Source organism: candidate division WOR-3 bacterium, assembly GCA_016867815.1.
Lineage (GTDB): Bacteria > Hydrothermota > Tepidihabitantia > Tepidihabitantales > Tepidihabitantaceae > UBA2258.
Window position 1 is genome coordinate 1 of record VGIR01000031.1, and the last position, 18,124, is coordinate 18,124.

The window sequence follows — 18,124 nt, forward strand, 5'->3', positions numbered from 1 at the left end:
AGGCGTACCTGGCGGCTGCGGTCATGAACCTCAAGTGCCTGGTGGCACACGGCGGCGGACGTCCGGCAGTGACGCAGGCCGCCCAACTGCTGCGGCGGGCAGCCACGGCAGTCTACTCAGCTATCAAAACAGCGCTCTGGCGACCGTCCCGCGTCACATCCGTGCTCGCGGTATGAAACCACACCCCCAACAGTGGTTTCTCAACAGCCCCTATTGTCCATTTGGAGCCTGGCGCAGAGAATAGCCCACAGCGATTGGATTCCCTGAGAGCGGCTGTCCAAGTGCGCCAAGTCCACTTGTCCTCAGACGCCTCTGCCCTGCTAGGGGTCCACAGGACGAGATAACCGCTTAATAGACCTGCGCTTACGCCGGGCGACGTATCTGAACCCGGGCGTTCATGGTCTATTCTGTCGCACTGCGTATGGAAATCTGGCCCGGTCGGTGTCCTTTATCTGCGGAAGGGGCCAGATGCGTCTGGCCTCCAAGGACCTCGGAATCGGCTGATAGCGGGAACCCCGCAGAAGGAGATATCCAATGCTCCCAAACGCAGTGCCCTCTGACTATCGAGGAAACGGCAGACACGTAGAAGTGTATCGGTACGCGGCAAGGGACGGCAGAGGCCAGTGCTCGCTCCTCATCACAGAACTGCCCTGCTGGCCAAGAGGGTTTGTTGCCACGGTGCTGTATCTCAGAGAAACAGAGCTGGGGACAAGAGAGCTGACAACGAAGACGTTACCGATCCAGCCTGACGTCAGGACCGCAAGGAACGAAGCCGAATCGTGGATCAGAAGTAACCTGTTCTCGCACTTCGACATCTACGGATCCCGCGAGCGCCGACGTCGGGGCTGAGTCGGCCGCGCCCGTTTGACTTCGGCAGGTTAATAGCTATCCTTTGAGCGGGTCAGGGACTACGACCCGATACTTGGAGTGAACCCGGCAACGGCGGTCGCTCAGGAAAGTTGCGAGCTCCGAAGTTCGAGCGCCGAACGGCGGAGTCAGGCATCCTAGCTGGCCGCGCGTGCTTCTGCGTCCCAGTTCCGAGGCAGAATGCCACGAAAATGCGAAGCCGGATGAAACGGGCTCTTGGACAGTCCCGATACCAACCCGTTTCGTGCCTTTCGTGCTTTCGTGGCTCTATGTCGGTTCTGGGGTGAGCACAGCCCGGAATCAATAATAGCCGTTGCGATAACGTAAGTCCGTACAATTACTTATTGCAGGAGGCGTCGTGTTACCGAAATTCAGTAACGAGCAGTATCTAGATTTCTCAAAGCCCGAAAACCAGGAGCCGATGAAGAAGGCGCTCGCCGACCTGAAGGCGAAGTCGAAGATCGTCTACGACCTTGTCATCGGGGGCAAGCACCTGAAGGCGAAAGAGCAGTTCGTTTCCTACAACCCTTCGGACAAGCAACCGGTCGGCACGTTCCAGAAGGCGACGGTGAAGGAAGCCGAGCTGGCAATGAAGGCCGCGCTGAAGGCATTTGAGACCTGGCGGTTCATGCCGGCAATCGAGCGGGCGGGTATCGTGCTCCGGGCGTCCCGGATGCTGAAGCAGCGCCGGTTCGAGTTCGACGCGGCGATGGTTCTCGAAGAGGGCAAGAACTGGCTGGAGGCCGACGCTGACTTTGCCGAGGCCGTTGACTTCCTCGAGTTCTACGCCCGCGAGGCGATCCGCTACGACCAGCCGGTCGGGGTGACGCCGTACCCGGGGGAGAGCCAGGAAGTGCGGTACATTCCGCTGGGCGTGGGCGTCGTGATCCCGCCGTGGAACTTCCCCTGCGCCATCATGGCCGGGATGACGACCGCAGCCGCGGTCACCGGTAACACAGTAGTGCTGAAGCCGTCGTCGGATGCGCCCCTGCTCGCCGCGTTGTTCATGGACGTGCTGGAGAAGGCGGGAATGCCGGCCGGTGTGGTGAACCTGCTCACTGGGCCGGGTGGGACCGTCGGCGACTATCTGGTCGAGCATCCAAAGACCCGTTTCATCTCTTTCACCGGCTCAAAGCCGGTCGGACTGGGCATCATCGAGAAGGCGGCGAAGACCCAGAAAGGCCAGATCTGGATCAAGCGAGTCGTGGCCGAGATGGGCGGCAAGGACTGCATCATCGTCGACTCCGAGGCGGACGTGGCCGAGGCGGTCGAGGGCACGGCCATCGCCGCGTTCGGGTTCCAGGGACAGAAATGCTCGGCCTGCTCGCGGGCCATCGTCGACGCGAAGGTCTACGATGAGTTCGTGAGGCTGCTGGTCGAGCGGGTGAAGAAGATCGCGGTCGGCCCGGTCGAGAAACGCGAGAACTGGATGGGCCCGGTCATCAACGAGCGGGCGTACGAGTCGCACCTCGAGTACATCAAGTTCGGCAAGAAGGAAGGCAAGCTCGTCGCCGGCGGCAAGCCCGGACCGGACGGCGGCTGGTACATCCAGCCGACCGTGTTCGTGGACGTGCCGAAGAACGCGCGCATCGCGCAGGAGGAGATATTCGGGCCGGTGCTCGCGGTCATCCGGGCGCGGAATTACTCGGACGCCCTGGCCATCGCCAACGGCACCGAGTTCGGCCTGACCGGCGCGGTCTTCTCCCGCAACCGGGAGAAGATCTACCGGGCAAAGCGCGAGTTCATGTGCGGCAACATGTACATCAACCGCAAGTGCACCGGCGCGCTGGTTGACGTGCAGCCGTTCGGCGGGTTCAACATGTCGGGCACCGACTCCAAAGCCGGTGGCAGGGATTACCTGCTGCTCTTCCTGCAGGCGAAGTCAATGACGGAGAGGTTCTAGCCAATGCCGAACAGAAAACGCACCATCATCGTCGGCGCCGTCGGGATGGACTACCACGTCTTCAACACCTACTTCCGGGACAACCCGGAGTACGAGGTCGTCGCGTTCACCATGGCCAAGGAACAGAACCTGGGGACGACCGGCGGCCTGCGGCCATACCCGGCCAGCCTCTGCGGCAAGCTCTACCCGAACGGGATTCCGACCCGGTACGAGCACGAGCTGCCGGCGCTGGTGAAGGAACTGAAGGCGGAAGAGGTTGTGTTCGCCTACTCGGATGTGCCTCACGTATATCTGATGAATCTCGCATCCCAGGTGCTCGTGGCCGGGGCGAACTGGCGGTTGATATCGCCGAAGTTCCTGCAGATTCAGGCGAACAAGCCGGTGGCAGCGGTCTGCGCGGTCCGGACCGGGTGCGGGAAGTCGCAGACATCGCGCCGCGTGTACGAGATCATCAAGAGCAAAGGGTTGAAGGTGGTTGCGATCCGCGAGCCGATGCCCTACGGTGAGCTCGAGAAGCAGGTCTGGCAGCGCTTTGCCACCTACAAGGACCTCGATGATCAGAAGGCGACCATCGAAGAGCGCGAGGAGTACGAGCCGTACATCGACAACGGCATGGTCATCTATGCCGGGTGCGACTACGCCGAAATCCTCAAGCATGCCGAGGCCGAGGCGGACGTCATCGTCTGGGATGGCGGCAACAACGAGATCGCCTTCTACAAGCCGGACTTCCTGGCAGTCATCGTCGACCCGTTGCGGCCGGGGCACGAACTGCGCTACCACCCGGGCGAAGTGAATCTCAGGTCGGCCGACGCCGTCGTCATCAACAAAGAGGATACGGCCAAGGCGAACGACATCGAGAAGGTCCGCGCCAACGTGAAGCAGGCCAATCCGAGTGCGGTCATTATCGATGCCGATTCGCCGCTCACCGTGGCCGACCCGGCCGCGGTCAAAGGCAAGCGCGTGCTGGTGGTAGAGGACGGCCCGACGGTGACGCACGGCGGCATGGGCTACGGCGCGGGAAAGATCGCCGCGCAGCAGTTCGGGGCGAAGGAGATGGTCAACCCGCGGCCGTTCGCTGTCGGGTCGCTCGCCAAGACGTTCGAGGAGTTCAAGCACCTGCAGAACGTGCTGCCGGCGATGGGCTATTCGGCGGAGCAGCTCAAGGAACTCGAGGACACGATCAACAAGGCCGACTGTGACGTTGTCCTCTCCGGTACTCCCATCGACCTGACGCGGATCATCAAGGCGAACAAGCCCCTCGTGCGCGTGAGCTACCGGTTGCAGGAGAAGTCCAAGCCGGACCTCGAAGATATGATCACCGGGATGCTGAAACGGAAAGGCCTCAAAGCCTAGTTCAATTCCGTGTCCGCGTCTGCGATTACCAGCGCCGGAGAGGACCTGAACCTCCGGCGCTGGCGCACTACACTGACAGTCGCCGCGTGGGTGCTTATCGTCCAGTCAGGCGCGACGTTCGTCACCGGTCTCATTGGCCTCCTGCTCGCGCCACTTGCCGCCCCGCGGACGATGTTCGGCCAACTCGGCACGGTATTGGACCGGTCGCAAATCGCCATGATCCAGACACTGGTCGGGCAGACTCTGTTCCTGAACCGGATTCAGACCGTCGGCAGCCTCGTCCTGCTGGCCGGGTCCATCGGGCTCCTGCTCCGCAGGAAGTGGGGCTGGTACGTCGTGGTCTTGGTGCACGTAGCCGCGACGGTCGCGGTCTTCGTCTGGGTCATGCCAATGTTCGACAGTCTCTTCCGTGCGCTTGACCCCCACAACGCAAGCACGATGGCCTGGCTTCTTACGGTCCTCAGCGCGCTAGCCCCGGCCGTCGTCGTGGCGTTTCTGCTGCTGCGACCCGTCGTCAGTCAGTTTGAGAAACAGGGGCCGAGGATTCGAGGAGTCTAGGCGTCCTGTCCCAACACTCGAATCCTGGAATCCTTGAGTCCTTGAATCCTCAGATACGAAGCACCTTCGCCCCGCGGATCTTGCGCTGCTTCAGTTCGAGCAGGGCCTGATTCGCATCCTCCAGACGATACTCCTGCACTTCAGGCCTGATGGGAATTCGCGCGGCCAGAGCGAGGAACTCGCCCACGTCCTTGCGCGCGACGTTGGCCACGCTCTTGATTTCCTTTTCCATCCACAGCTGCTTCGCGTAGTCCAGACCAAGAAGCGCGGCCTTGTCGGTCTCCTCTTTCCGAATCGCGTTGATAACCAGCCTGCCACCGGGCTTCAGGTTCCCGAGCGCAGCGACAACCGTGCTCCAGACCGGCGTCGTGTCGATGATGGCATCGAGCAACTCCGGCGGCCGGTCGCTGGTGTCTCCGGCCCACGTCGCTCCCAATTCGCGGGCAAAGGTCTGTTCCTCCCTGCTGCGCGCGAAGACATAGACACGCGTCTCCGGGTACTGGTACCTCACCGTCTTGAGCACCAGATGTCCGGATGCGCCGAAGCCGGTCAGTCCCAACGCCGAACGTCGAGCGCCAAGCGCCGAACTGCCCGAATCCTGAGCGCTGCCGAACCCAGCCAGTCGCAGCGAACGATAGCCGACTGCGCCGGCGCACAGCAGTGGCGCGGTCTCGGTGTCCGTGATGGAGTCAGGTATCGGATACGCGAAGCCTTCGGGCACCGTCATGTACTCGGCATAGCCGCCGTTCGCGTCCCGGCCCGTAGCCCTGAAGTCGGGGCAGAGATTCTCTTGCCCGCTGAGGCAGAACGCGCACTTGCCGCAGGCCGAGTAGATCCACGCCACACCAACTCGGTCGCCGGGCCGGAATCGCGGGGTCTGCACCGGATCGCGCCGCGCTTCTGAGCGGCGGGGACTGTCCCCGTCCTGCGATTCCCGCACTGCAACAACCCGCCCGACAACCTGGTGTCCGGGAATCATCGGGAGCTTCGGCGGCGGCGTGCGGCCCTCGATTTCGTCGAGTTCGGTATGACACACTCCGCAGGCCGAGACTCTGATGAGTATCTCTCCCGCTCGCGGCACCGGCTGCGGCACGTCGCGCAGCTCAAGCGGCGCGTCTTCGAGACGCCCGGTTCGGGCAATGACCATGGCTCTCATGAGTCGCTCAAGCCTAGACCGAAGCGGCCCCGCTTTCAAGTCAGACCGCGTGCATCCTTGACTTTCCCTCGATTTATGGCATATTGAAGCGGGAATGACTCGCCTCCCGGAAATTGAATATCGCATCCTTGCCGCGCTCGACGCGGGCAAGGCGCTCGCGGTCGCGGATATCGTGAAGCAGACCGGTGCCGACCAGTCGCTCGTGATGGCGGGTGCGACGCTGCTCGCCCAGCGGGAATTGGTCACGATCGCCGAGGATTCGCAGGAGGAGTTCAGCCTGACCGACGAAGGCAAGGCAGCAGCGGTCGGTTTCCCCGAGCGCAAGGCGCTCAACGTGCTCAAGGCGACTGGCGGCGCTGCCAACCTGTCGGAACTCCCCAGGCTGCTCGGCAAGGATGACGTCCGCGCCGAGATAAAGTGGCTGACGCGCAAGGGATGGTGTACGCGCGATGCCGGTGTGCTGGCTGTGAGCGCGGCCGGTGAGGCCGCACTCGCCGCAAAGGGAGCCGACGAGTCCTTCGTGAAGCGGCTCGTTGAGCTCGGTCAGGCTACTGAGTCTGAACTGGCAGACGCCGGCTTCGACGTGAAGGCGGCGCTCGAGCTGCTCAAGGGCAGGAACGAGCTCCTGAAGCGAAAGAAGCGTGTGAGTCGGAAACTGTCACTGACAGAGCCTGGAGCGGCGCTCAAGGCAGGCGGCATCGAGCCCGCAGTCGAGGTAAGTCAACTGACACCGGAGCTTCTCGCGTCAGGCACGTGGCGCGATGTCGTGTTCAGGAAGTACGACCCTGCTCTGGCCACCGCCCCGAAGTACCCGGGCAAGGAACACCCGTTGCAGCGAGTCATTCAGGAGATCCGGCAGGCATTCTTCGAGATGGGTTTCGAGGAGGTCGCATCGCCGACGGTTGATACTGCCTTCTGGGTCTTCGATGCCCTGTTCCAGCCTCAGGACCATCCGGCGCGGGAGATGCAGGATACGTTCTACGTGGCGGAGCCGAAGCGCGGGCGTCTGCCGGGAGAGCACGGGGCCGAAAATGGGGACAGTCCCATGGAGGCTCGCGTTGAACACTCGCCGGTACAGTCCCCATTTTCTGAGCTGGTTGAGCGGGTGAAGCGGACGCACGAGGACGGCGGTGACACCGGGTCCACCGGCTGGCGGTCCAAGTGGGACATCGAGAAGGCGCGGCAACTGGTGCTGCGCACGCATACGACCTCGGCCTCGATTCGCGCCTTGGCCGCGAACCCGAAGCCGCCGCGCAAGGTATTCTGCATCGGCAAGACCTTCCGCCGCGAGGCAACCGACCAGACTCACCTGGCCGAGTTCATGCAGATTGACGGCATCATCATCGACGAGCAGGCTACGCTCGCAACCCTGTTCGGTACACTAGAAGCCTTCTATAAGAAGATGGGCGCGGAGGAAGTCAGGTTCCGTCCGTCGTTCTTCCCCTACACCGAACCGAGCGCTGAGGTGTTTGCCAAGATGGGCAAGCTCGGCTGGGTTGAGATGTGCGGGTCCGGCGTGTTCCGGCCGGAAGTGACGCAGCCGCTTGGCTGCAAGGTCCCGGTTCTGGCCTGGGGTGGCGGGGTCGAGCGGATTGCCATGCTGCGGTTCGGGCTCGACGATATCCGCAAGCTGTACATGGCGGATATTGACTGGCTGAGACAAGCGAGGCTTGGAGGATGAGGATAATCCAGAGTCCAGAATCCAGAGACCAGAATTCAGAGTGGCCGGGTTCCGGGCTTCTGCAATCTAGAATCTGCAATCTGAAATCTGAAATCGCCCAGAGGGTGCTGTGCCGGTAGTCAGCATCGCGACGGCGACGCTCAAGCGGCTCATCGGCAAGAGCCTGAGCAAAGACGAACTCGTCGTCGCGCTCCAGCAGTTGGGCAACGACGTTGAGGGCACCGCCAGCATCACGGCCTTCCGCTGCGAGAAGTGCGGCCAGACGACCGAGGTGCTGGAGCAGGAGAGCTTCAACGGCGCGTGCGAGTGGTGCGGCAGCAAGACGGTGGTGGACGCCGGTGTGTCGGAGGTAGTCCGTATCAGCCTGCTGCCGGTGCGGCCGGATATGTTCGATGCGGCCGGGTTGGCCCGGGCGCTGCGGGGCTACCTCGGCATTGAGATCGGCCTGCCGAAGCACCAGTTGGAGCCTTCCGGGTTGAAGGTCAAGGTGCAGCCGGGACTCGAGAGCATCCGGCCCTACATAGTCGCTTGTGTGGTGCGCGGACTGGTGATGGACGACGAGAACGTGAAGACCGTGATGAAGATGCAGGAGAACCTGCACTGGGCGCTCGGCCGCAACCGCAGGCGTGCATCAATCGGCGTCTATGACCTCGACGCGGTTGAGCCTGATTTCGAGTACTCCGCCGTCACGCCCGAAGGAGTGAAGTTTGTACCTCTGTTCGGCATGCCCGAAGGGATGGCTGAGGCGACGCCGAAGGAGATTCTCGAGAAGCACCCGAAGGGCGTCGGGTACAAGCACCTGTTGGAGAAGTTCGACAAGTGCCCGCTGCTCTCGGACGCCGGTGGAAAGGTGCTCTCGATGCCGCCCATCATTAACAGCGAGGGCACGCGGGTGACGCAGAAGACCCGGAACCTGTTCATCGACGTGACCGGGCCGGACAGGCATGCGATTGAGAAGACCATAGCTGTCATCGCCTGCGGGCTGGCCGACCTCGGCGCCAAGGTTGAAACCGTGCAGGTCGCGTATCCGGATGGCTCGAAAGACTTGACGCCGAACCTGCAGTCCCAGAAGAGGACCATTGACCCAAAGGCGATCGAACGGCTGATTGGCGTCGAGGTGCCGGACATGGTGAAGGTGCTGGAGCGGATGCGCTACGGAGCGAAGCCCGAAGCCGGCAGCCTGGTCGTGAAGATTCCGCCCTACCGTGCCGACATAATGCACGAAAACGACATCTTGGAGGACGTCGCCATCGGCTACGGATACCACAACATTGCGCCCCGGCTTGTGCCGAGCATGACCGTGGGCAGTCACCAGCCGATCGAGGAGCTTTCGACGACCGCGCGGCGCGTGATGACCGGGCTCGGATTCCTGGAAGTCATCACCCCGGTCCTGACCCACGTTGGAGAGCACTATGAGATGCTCGGGCGTTCGGAGCCGGAGCACTATGTGCGACTTGAGAATCCAATCAGCGTCGAACAGACCATGTGCCGGACGCAGCTTGTCACCGGTCTCCTGAGCACGCTACGCGTGAACACCACGCGCGAGATGCCGCAGTCCATCTTCGAGGCCGGAGACTGCTTCGAGCTGGACTCGACGGAGGAAACCGGCGTACGGGCGCGGCGCAAGCTGGCGGCCGGGAGCGCCGGGCCCAGGGTCGGCTACACCGATGCGAAGCAGGCCCTGGACGCGCTGGCGCGGGAACTTGGCCGCGGCCTGCGGTTCGAACCGCTCGAAGGCCCGACGTTCATACCCGGTCGGTGCGCCCGCGTCTTCGTCCAGCCCGGCCAATCTGCTATCTCCAATCTGAAACCTGAAATGCAGTGGGGTGTGCTGGGCGAAGTCCATCCCGCGGTCCTGGAGTCATTCGGCATTACCCAGCCGACCGTCTTGTTCGAGGTCGAGCTGAGCGTCCTGCTCTGAGGAGGTCAGTTGGCTTATTGTCCGCATTGCGGTGAGTCGATGGCGGAGCGGCAGGAGAACTGCTACGCCTGCGGCCAGCACGTTCGCGCCCGTGCCTACCGGCACCACCGGCGGGCGAACCCGGTCGTCATAATTGCAGTCTGCGTGGCGGTAGTCTCGGTGCTCGGGGTCTTCTGGTTCTCCCGGGCCAACGCGGCCCGGAAGCAGGCAGCGCTGCTCGCGGAAGAAGCGGCTCTTATTGCTCAGGATTCGGTTCGGCGTGCCAACCGCCAGTGGCTGGATGCGGTGCGGGTCGCGAAGGACGACGAGGAGGTGCGTGCACGTGCGGCGGCATTCGACGACCTGGAGTCGCGCTACAACTCCGTCAGGCTGCGAGCGGCGGCGGCCCCGACTTCTCAGCAGGAGAGCATCATCCGCCAGGTGGAATCGGAGTTCGCCCTGCTCCACCATTCCGCGATCGTCCTGGGGTCTTCACCCGCAGCCGAGAGGCAGGCGTCAAGGGACAGCATCCAGATGGGCATGCGCCGAGTGGAAGATCTGACCAGATCGCTGGGCGAGTGAAGAGTCAATTGGCGAACGCTCGGTTTGAGGTCGGACCGGGTCTTCTTCCATAGTCACTGCCATGCGCAAGTGCCCACACTGCGGTGAAGCTATGAACGAGGGCCAGGAGATATGCTTCGCCTGCGGGCAGCATATCCGGCAGCGCGGCCATCGCGGTGAGCGGCCGCACAGTCCCATCGTTTTCATCCTCGCCGGGGTTCTTGTCCTCGCCGTCGGAGTTGGGGCCGTCTTTGTCGTCGGCGGCCGCGCCAGGCGGGCGGCGGGTGAGGCGGTCAGGCAGAAGCAGGCGCAGCTTGACGAAGCGGCCCGCGCCGCAGCCGAGGCGAAGCGCGATTCGACCCGGGCCGCGGTCAGGAGCGATGCGATGGGCGCGCTGGTCCAGGAAGTCAATGACCTCGAGTCGCGGTTCAACCTTGTGCGCAAGGAGGTCGTCAGGGACCAGCCGAGCCCGGCGCAGGCGAAGCTGATTTCGCAGATCAGCGCCGAGCTGGGAAGGCTGCGTCAGCTGGCCGCGGTCATCGGCGACCAGCCGAGCGCCGGAAGTGACAGCCTGAAGGAGCAGCTCCGTAACGGTGAGCGCACCGTCCGGTCTCTGATCTCCGCCCTCAGTCGGGCGCCGAAGAAGTAGGGCCGGGGAGTTGGGGACCCGGGGTGAGGGTCAGAACGGGGCGAAACCGGCTTCGTGCCAGTATGATTCCTTCAACAGTCCGGACTGCCGGCGCAACGCCTCGGCGTGGGACTCTTCCCATTTCGCCAGCTCATCGAAGAACCGCCGTACCTCCGGCTGCTCAGCGGCCTGAGCCAGCCGCTGATAGCGGATAGCCGTCGCCTCTTCAAGCGCGAGTCCGACCGAGAGCGCCGTCATCTCCCAGTGCGCCTCGCCGATTCGCGAACGCAGTTCATCGGAGAAAATCGGGCTGGGTCCGGAGAGGTCGGAGTGAGGCACCGGTTTCATCTCCTCCCAGGGCGTTCCGCCGACGAGATGGCCGTATTGCCGGCTCAACCACTGCTGGTGCTCGGTTTCTTCCCGGGCCATCTGCTGGAAGATCTCCCGGCCCCGGGCATCGGTCGTATTGGCGGCGGCGACGGTGTAGAACTGGAAGCCGGTCTGCTCGGCAAGGATCGCCTCTTTCAGGCCGGCGAGGAGCTGGTCCCGGGTTTGGGTCATGGTGACTGCAACCTTGCGGCAGGCGATCGGGCGGCGAGGAGCTCGGCGACCTTGGCGAGCAGGAGCTTGCGGTCCAACGGTTTGGGCAGAAAAGCATCGGCACCGGCATCGAGCGCCGCCTTGACATCTTTCTCGCTGGTACGGCCGGAGAGGACGACGATGGGCGCGTGGAAGTCGAGGTCCCGTTTGAGCAGGGCGCAGACACCGTACCCGTCGACTCCCGGGATGATCAAGTCCAGAAGCACCAGGTCGGGCGGGTCGGTGCGGGCGGCGTTGAGCGCGGACATTCCATCCAGGACCCCGGTGAAGCGGTAGCCGGCGCTGACCAGTATCTTCTCGATCAGGGTCAGGGTCGGCCTTTCGTCTTCCACCACCAGGATGTGCCTGCGTTCCATGTCGCGTCAGTCTAGGCCGGCGTCTCTGCCTGTCAAGTTCGGGTCAGGCTACCACTTCTTGCGCCACCAGGCGTACATGAAGACCGCGAGCGCTGCACCGGCCATTCCCATGATGGCCCAGAACGCCAGCGGATGGTTCTCGGCGATGGGCAGCTTGACGTTCATGGAGAAGATTGAGACTACCAGCGTCGGCACCATGATGGCGATGGTGATGATATTCAGGGTCTTGATGAGCAGGTTCAGGTTGTTGCTGACGATGGAAACGCGCGCGTCCATCAGGCCGGCCAGGATGTTGGAATAGATCTCCGCCTGCTTGCTGCACTGAGAGTTCTCAATGGTGATGTCGTCGAGGAATTCCCCCTCCTCGGGGCTGAACCCGATCTTGGTGGTATTCAGCTTCAGCTTGTCGATTACCGTGCCGTTCGAATTGAGTGAGGCCACGTAGTAGACGAGGCTCTTCTCCAGTCCGAAGAGGTTGATGAGCTGGCGGTTCTCCATCGCCTGGTTGATCTTCTGCTCGAGTTCGCTCGAGATGGTGTTGATGATCTTCAGGTGCTCCAGGAAGTGGAAGATGGAACGGTTGATCAGCTTGAGCAGGATCTCCGGCAGGGTCGCGATCCGCAGAAAGAGCTTGCCTTCAAACAACGGCAGGTCCTCGGCCTGGACGACAATCAGCCGGTCGCGGAAGAGAAAGACGCCGCAGGACGCGACCTTGAAGAGCACGCCGTCCTGACCCGAGTAGTTGCGCGGCCGCTTGAATATGACGGCAACGTGATCGGGTTCAAACTCGAGCCGGGCGAGTTCGTCCGGGTCGAGCGCCGAGGCGAGCGTGTGTTCGTCAATCCGGCAGGACTCGACCAGGAACCTCCGCTCGGCCTCGTCCGGCGCGAGATACACCGATATCGGCCCGCCCGGGGTTTCGACGACTCGGCTGTCATGGATGGCGTAGGTTTTCAGCATTGTCCTGACCTAGACGGCAATAGCGCAGGTTCTCCCTTCGGACCGGCCGGTGAGGCCGCCAGCTAACTCAGCAGTTCCGAAACTCTGGCGAGCAGCGCGGCCTGGTCGACCGGCTTCCGGAAGAAGGCGCTCGCGCCCGCATCAAGCATGAGTTTCGTATCCCGGATGTCGACAACGCCGGATACGATAATCAAGGGCGCCTGTACGTCCGGGTCGTTGCGGAACATCTCGATCGTCTTGTACCCGTTGTTGATCGGCATGTCCATGTCTGAGATGATGAGGTCGGGTTTGTGGTCCCACGCCGCCTCAAGCCCGGACTGCCCCTCCTCGCCGACTATGACCTGGTAGCCGGCCGATTCCAGCAGCTTCCGCAGCATCAGCCGAAAGCCGAGGTCGTCGTCAATCACCAGTATCGTCTTCTCGTTCATCGGCTTCAGCTTATGGCCGGATGGGGAATTAGTCAAGCGAATGCTGGCTCCCCAATCCCGAGGTCAGGAGCCACGAAGACACGAAGCCGGATGAAACGAAGCCGATTCCCTTCGCACTCGTCGATTTCGTGTCGTTCGTGCTTTCGTGGCGTCCATGTCGGTTTCATGCTAGCCGCTCTGCTTGCCGCTCCACTCCGTCGCCGTCACCCGGACGATGGCGAGACCGTCAGGGCTCTCCGGTTTGAGCAAACGCGCCTTGACCGGCTCCGGCGCCGGCTCAAGTCGCTCGATGAGCAGGCGCAGGGCGAGGAGTTTCTCGTTCGGGTCGGAGACGAGCTCGGCCACGCCCTGGAACTGGACGGTGCGGTAGGCGTGGTCGCACTGACCGGCTACGTATCCGCGGTCTTCGAGCACCTGTCCGTAGACCTGCGGGTTGGCCTGGATGAGGTCCATCTTCCGCCCGACGGGCGAGCAGTGAAAGTAGAAGCAGTTGCGCGTGGCGTCAAACGCGTGACTGATGGTGACGAGGTAGGGCCGGTTCTCGGCGCACAGGGCCAGGGTCAGGAACTTCTGGCCCGCGACGATGGACGCAATCTCGGCCGGGTCGGTGATAGCCTTGTCCGGGTGGCGCGTATGCCAGCTCTTCACTTCCCCACCTTGACGAGGGAGCGGGTAATCTCGCCGATGTAGACGCGGTGGTAGTCCTTCTTCGGGTAGTGGATGTCCGTCTGCGGGTCGAGGAACCGCTGCGGGTCGATGTCCGTCGTGTAGAGCTTCCGGCAGACGAGGACGAGCCGCGCCTGGCGGAAGGCAACGGTGTCCTTGAACGGTGACACCGGCTCGAGCCCGGTTTCCTTTGCCTTGTCGTAGTCGCGGCCCGACTTCGAGCCGCAGAAGACGAGCGCCTTTCGGTACGTCTTGGGGAAGAACGAGAGCGTGAAACGTTCGTGTTCTTCCATGAACTCATAGGTGTAACGCGTCGGTCGGACAAAGACGAACGACACCGGGCGGTTCCAGAGGACGCCCAGCCCGCCCCAGCTTGCGGTCATCGTGTTCCAGCGCCGGGGCGTGCCCGCGGTCACCAGCATCCAGTCCAGGTCAATCAGCTTGAAGACATTGTCCTTCAACTTGTACGGGTCGGTCCTTACGAACTCGCTGGCCATCGCAGCTCCTTTCTTGTGCGGCGGAGATTATAGCGCCGGCTGCTTCCCGGGCAACCAGTGGCCGAGACCGAGACAGCAGTCGGCCACGGAGGCCCTGTCCGACAGAACGTTCCTTCGCGGTTCCCACTCCCGGTCTGCGCCGGTTGACGGGGCGCGCAACCGGTCTATCATTCTGCGTGCGGAATAGGCCACTCCCGGTCAGGGTATATTCGAGCGGAGGTACGCAATGAACTACACAAAACTGTTCCTGTTCGCGCTGTGCCTGGTCCTGCCGATGCCGGCCCCGGCCCAGCCCGCGGACATGCCCGACGAAGACAAGACGTTGTCGCCCTACTTCCTGGTGCAGAGCGACGACCCGACCGCTGACCGTCTGCCCTTGCTTTCGACCAAGGCAGATGTCTCTATTGCCGGCGTCATTGCCGACGTCAAGGTCAGGCAGGTCTACAAGAACGACGGCAAGAAGCCGATTGAGGCGATCTACACGTTCCCGGCCTCGACCCGGGCCGCGGTCTACGCCATGAAGATGACGATCGGCGACCGCACCATCGTCGCGTCAATCCGGGAGCGGGAGAAGGCGCGCAAGGAGTACGAGCAGGCGAAGCAGGAGGGGAAGACCGCCTCGCTGCTGGAGCAGCAGCGGCCAAACGTCTTCCAGATGAACGTCGCCAACATCATGCCCGGGGACTTCATCACGGTCGAGATGTCCTACACCGAACTCCTGGTTCCGACCGAGGGGGTGTACGAGTTCGCCTACCCGACCGTGGTCGGGCCGCGCTACAACAACAAGACGGCGGCGGAGTCGCCGAAGTCGGAGAAGTGGATCGCGAGCCCGTACACGCATGAAGGCGAGGCCCCGACCTACGAGTTCGGCATGAATGCCCGCATCGCCGCCGGACTGCCGATACAGGAGATCACCTGCCCCTCCCATAAGACGAGCGTCGCGTACGCCGGCCTGACCGAGGCAACCGTCGCGCTCGACCGTTCCGAGAAGCAGGGCGGGAACCGGGACTTCATCCTTCGGTACCGGCTGGCCGGCGGCAAGATCCAGTCCGGGCTGCTGCTCTTTCAGGGCAAGGACGAGAACTTCTTCCTCGCCATGATTCAGCCGCCCAGGCGCGTGGAGCAGTTTCAGATTCCGCCGCGCGAGTACATCTTCATCGTCGACGTGTCCGGCTCGATGCACGGATTCCCGCTCGACATCTCCAAGACCCTGCTCCGGAACCTGTTCGCGAACCTGCGGCCGAAGGACTACTTCAATGTCCTGCTCTTCGCCGGCGACAACGCGGTCCTTTCCGAGAAGTCGCTGCCCGCGACCGGGGAGAACCTCGAGAAGGCAATTGCGCTGATCGACGGCCAGCAGGGCGGCGGCGGGACCGAACTGCTGCCGGCGCTGCGGCGGGCGCTCTCCCTGCCCAAGGCCAAGGGGACATCGCGCAACTTCGTCATTGCCACCGACGGCTACGTCACCGTTGAGACCGAGGCGTTCGACCTCATCCGCAAGAATCTCGGCGACGCCAACTTCTTCGCGTTCGGCATCGGCTCCGGTGTCAACCGTTTCATCATCGAAGGGATGGCGCGCGTGGGCATGGGCGAGCCGTTCGTGATTGAGAAGCCGGATGCGGCCGCAGCCCAGGCCGAGAAGTTCCGCAAGTACATCCAAACCCCGGTGCTGACCGACATCAACGTCAACTTCAACGGGTTCGACGCCTACGACGTCGAGCCGGAGTACGTGCCGGACGTGCTGGCTGAGCGGCCGATAGTCATCTCCGGCAAGTGGCGCGGGCCGGCCAACGGCACGGTTAAGGTCACCGGCATCGGCGCCCAGGGCTCATACTCCCAGACCGTGAGCGTGGCTGAGTTTCCGCCGGACGAGGCCAACGCAGCGCTCCGCTATCTCTGGGCGCGCCAGCGCATCCAGTTGCTCGCCGATTACAACAACATCAGGGAAGACTCGGTGCGAATCAAGGAAGTCACCGCCCTGGGTCTGAAGTACAGCCTGCTCACCCAGTACACATCGTTCGTCGCGGTGGACAGGAAGGTGCGGAACGTGGGCGGCAAGCAGGAGGTAGTCGAACAGGCGCTGCCGCTGCCGCAGGGCGTGAGCGACTACGCAGTCGGTGAGGGCGCGGCGACCGGGTTCGCGGGCCAGGGCTACGGCATGAGCAAGAGTGCGATGCGGTCCATGGCGCCGGTCGCGGCCGACGGTTTGAGCGAGGCCGAAGCCAAGCCGGCCCCGCCCCCGCTGATTGGGACCGTGAAGGTCGGCAAGGTCGAGGTCCAGGGCGGTCTCTCTGAGCGGGCAGTGAAACAGTCGGTTGAGAAGCAGCTCTTCGAACTGGTTAATGCCTACTCGTCGGAACTGGCAGCGCAGCCCGGGCTGCGTGGGAAGATAGTGGTTGAGTTCACGGTGGGCACGGACGGACTGGTCCGCGACGTGAAGGTCGTAGTGAACGAAGTAACTCCGAACCTGGAACCGACGGCCGCCCAGATGCTGCAGAAGCTCATCATCGCCAACTCCACCGGCAGCGACGCGATCGTAAAGGTCACGCTCAACCTCAAGCCATAGAACTGCCACGACTCCTTCGGCCCAGTGCGGGGAAGCTTGTCTTCCTCGCACTGGCCGTTGTGGCGCTCGTGGCCGGATGGCGGGCACTCCCGCGCGTGCTGAAGGAGCGACGGTTCCGAACGCATCGGCTCGACGAAACACACCTGGTTGACGCGGGATACCGGGCAAGGCTTGAGGCGATGCGGCCGGAGCAAGTCAGGCGGTACCTGGCGTGCGCCACCGATGCGGTAATCGCCGACTACCTGCAGCGGCTGCTCGAGTTCTCGCGCGAGCAGGCGGCGCTGGCCGCGGCCCCGCCGGGGGCGCGCGAGGGCGTCACGTTCATCATGGGTGAGGACCGCAGTCCGGACAATCGATTCTACCAGGCGGCGGCTGACTACTACGCCAGCGACCCCGGCGCGCGCACGGAAGAGATGGAGCGTAACCTGCGTTGCCTCGCCGATGTGCGCGACTATCTTGAGAATCACCGGCCCGCGGGCGGGCCGTGGGGTGTGGTCAACATCGTCTCCCACTCATACGAATGGGGCGGGCTTTCGGTGCCGGTGCGCGAGGGCCAGGGCCGAACCGACCTGACGGCCGTCAGGCTGGCGATTGCCTCCGGCGATCTGCGGCCGCTGGCCGACAGCGTGGTGGATTGCCGGACCGACTTCCGCATCCAGGGCTGCGCGCTGGGACGTGACACCGCGCTGCTCCGGCTGCTGAGCATCGCCTTCGGCGGGAGCGACCTGCAGAGGCCTCGGGTCGGGTCGTCGCGCTACTTCGTGTTCTACGAGTCGCAGCGGGACGGAGGCCTGGTCCAGTCCGCGGGCCAGTTCTTCGCGGAGTACTGGTACGTCGTCTACCCGAAGGGGCAGCGGCCCGGCAACGAGGAACTGGCAAGGCGGTTTGCCGAACGCTACCCGGCGCAGACGATTGACTGGCGGTCTGCCCTCGGCAGGTCGGGGCCGCGCCGGCCGGGCGACCCCTGGTACCGGATGTTCAGCCTGCCAGCGACGTGGCTCACGGTGTACCCGGACTCGGTCGCCTTGCCACGGCTGAGCACGGCAGTTGCGCGCCGGACCTGGCTCGAATCGCAGGCGGAGTTGGGACTGCGATTGCAGAGCCTCGGTCTCGGGCTGGACGACTTCGTCTGGACCGTACGCGACACCTCGATTGTCGACGGCGGGGATCTCCGGCGCGCGGTCATAGCCGTTGGCCGGGGCACGCTTGCCTGCATTGAAAGGGACGTGGTGGAGCCGGATACGCTGCCTGGCTCCCAGAGGCGGGTATACGGCTCCGCGACCCAACCGTTGTTCTGGCAGGAAGAAACGCCTGCCCGCCCGCCCGCGCAGCCTCCCGGCTTTAACGTCAGCTTCCGCTGACCGCCGGAGAGGACTACCCACAGACCACGCAGATGGCACAGATTCCTGTCGGCCATCCGGGCACTCGCTCTCTGGATCCCTGC

16 protein-coding genes and 1 pseudogene are annotated in these 18,124 nt (G+C 63.5%); 10 read left to right on the forward strand and 7 right to left on the reverse strand.

Annotated elements, in window-relative coordinates; genetic code table 11:
- Positions 1 to 534 precede the first annotated feature (534 nt).
- From FJY68_06405 to FJY68_06420, 4 genes are all read left to right on the forward strand, one after another.
- Positions 535 to 849: a hypothetical protein gene (locus tag FJY68_06405; GenBank protein ID MBM3331470.1), complete on the forward strand. Its 315-nt coding sequence runs from the start codon at positions 535 to 537 to the stop codon at positions 847 to 849.
- 376 nt (positions 850 to 1,225) lie between these two features.
- On the forward strand, positions 1,226 to 2,770 hold the full coding sequence (pruA, locus tag FJY68_06410; GenBank protein ID MBM3331471.1) for an L-glutamate gamma-semialdehyde dehydrogenase: 1,545 nt from the start codon (positions 1,226 to 1,228) through the stop codon (positions 2,768 to 2,770).
- Between the two features lie 3 nt (positions 2,771 to 2,773).
- Complete coding sequence (locus tag FJY68_06415) at positions 2,774 to 4,123, forward strand: GTPase (GenBank protein MBM3331472.1); 1,350 nt, start codon at positions 2,774 to 2,776, stop codon at positions 4,121 to 4,123.
- Between the two features lie 9 nt (positions 4,124 to 4,132).
- Positions 4,133 to 4,681 carry a hypothetical protein gene (locus FJY68_06420; protein MBM3331473.1) on the forward strand — a complete coding sequence of 183 codons (549 nt, stop codon included), beginning with the start codon at positions 4,133 to 4,135 and terminating at the stop codon, positions 4,679 to 4,681.
- Positions 4,682 to 4,730: 49 nt separating this feature from the next.
- Here the strand turns inward: FJY68_06420 and FJY68_06425 are convergent, their stop codons facing one another.
- Positions 4,731 to 5,837, reverse strand: a complete 1,107-nt coding sequence (locus tag FJY68_06425; GenBank protein ID MBM3331474.1) for a zinc-dependent alcohol dehydrogenase family protein — start codon at positions 5,835 to 5,837, stop codon at positions 4,731 to 4,733.
- A gap of 94 nt (positions 5,838 to 5,931) precedes the next feature.
- Between FJY68_06425 and pheS the strand changes: the two genes are divergently transcribed.
- From pheS to FJY68_06445, 4 genes are all read left to right on the forward strand, one after another.
- The gene (pheS, locus tag FJY68_06430; GenBank protein MBM3331475.1) at positions 5,932 to 7,518 is read left to right on the forward strand and encodes a phenylalanine--tRNA ligase subunit alpha; all 1,587 of its coding nucleotides are present in this window, start codon (positions 5,932 to 5,934) and stop codon (positions 7,516 to 7,518) included.
- 109 nt (positions 7,519 to 7,627) lie between these two features.
- Positions 7,628 to 9,439 carry a phenylalanine--tRNA ligase subunit beta gene (locus FJY68_06435; GenBank protein ID MBM3331476.1) on the forward strand — a complete coding sequence of 604 codons (1,812 nt, stop codon included), beginning with the start codon at positions 7,628 to 7,630 and terminating at the stop codon, positions 9,437 to 9,439.
- 39 nt (positions 9,440 to 9,478) lie between these two features.
- Positions 9,479 to 10,000 (forward strand): hypothetical protein, encoded by a 522-nt coding sequence (locus FJY68_06440; protein ID MBM3331477.1) that lies wholly within the window; start codon positions 9,479 to 9,481, stop codon positions 9,998 to 10,000.
- A 91-nt stretch (positions 10,001 to 10,091) separates the two neighbouring features.
- On the forward strand, positions 10,092 to 10,628 hold the full coding sequence (locus FJY68_06445) for a hypothetical protein (protein ID MBM3331478.1): 537 nt from the start codon (positions 10,092 to 10,094) through the stop codon (positions 10,626 to 10,628).
- Between the two features lie 30 nt (positions 10,629 to 10,658).
- Here the strand turns inward: FJY68_06445 and FJY68_06450 are convergent, their stop codons facing one another.
- From FJY68_06450 to FJY68_06475, 6 genes are all read right to left on the reverse strand, one after another.
- The gene (locus FJY68_06450) at positions 10,659 to 11,168 is read right to left on the reverse strand and encodes a hypothetical protein (protein ID MBM3331479.1); all 510 of its coding nucleotides are present in this window, start codon (positions 11,166 to 11,168) and stop codon (positions 10,659 to 10,661) included.
- Positions 11,165 to 11,563, reverse strand: a complete 399-nt coding sequence (locus FJY68_06455; GenBank protein MBM3331480.1) for a response regulator — start codon at positions 11,561 to 11,563, stop codon at positions 11,165 to 11,167. The genes FJY68_06450 and FJY68_06455 overlap by 4 nt, the downstream gene beginning before the upstream one ends.
- A gap of 48 nt (positions 11,564 to 11,611) precedes the next feature.
- Positions 11,612 to 12,523, reverse strand: coding sequence for a magnesium transporter CorA family protein (locus FJY68_06460; GenBank protein MBM3331481.1), 912 nt, complete (start codon positions 12,521 to 12,523; stop codon positions 11,612 to 11,614).
- A 62-nt stretch (positions 12,524 to 12,585) separates the two neighbouring features.
- Positions 12,586 to 12,951 carry a response regulator gene (locus tag FJY68_06465; GenBank protein MBM3331482.1) on the reverse strand — a complete coding sequence of 122 codons (366 nt, stop codon included), beginning with the start codon at positions 12,949 to 12,951 and terminating at the stop codon, positions 12,586 to 12,588.
- Between the two features lie 168 nt (positions 12,952 to 13,119).
- Positions 13,120 to 13,599 carry a hypothetical protein gene (locus FJY68_06470; protein MBM3331483.1) on the reverse strand — a complete coding sequence of 160 codons (480 nt, stop codon included), beginning with the start codon at positions 13,597 to 13,599 and terminating at the stop codon, positions 13,120 to 13,122.
- On the reverse strand, positions 13,596 to 14,114 hold the full coding sequence (locus FJY68_06475) for a flavin reductase family protein (protein ID MBM3331484.1): 519 nt from the start codon (positions 14,112 to 14,114) through the stop codon (positions 13,596 to 13,598). Before FJY68_06475 ends, FJY68_06470 begins: the two co-directional genes overlap by 4 nt.
- A 226-nt stretch (positions 14,115 to 14,340) precedes the next feature.
- Here FJY68_06475 and FJY68_06480 point away from each other — a divergent pair.
- Positions 14,341 to 16,233, forward strand: a pseudogene (locus FJY68_06480) (VWA domain-containing protein).
- A gap of 515 nt (positions 16,234 to 16,748) precedes the next feature.
- The gene (locus FJY68_06485) at positions 16,749 to 18,041 is read left to right on the forward strand and encodes a hypothetical protein (GenBank protein MBM3331485.1); all 1,293 of its coding nucleotides are present in this window, start codon (positions 16,749 to 16,751) and stop codon (positions 18,039 to 18,041) included.
- The last annotated feature ends 83 nt before the right edge of the window (positions 18,042 to 18,124 follow it).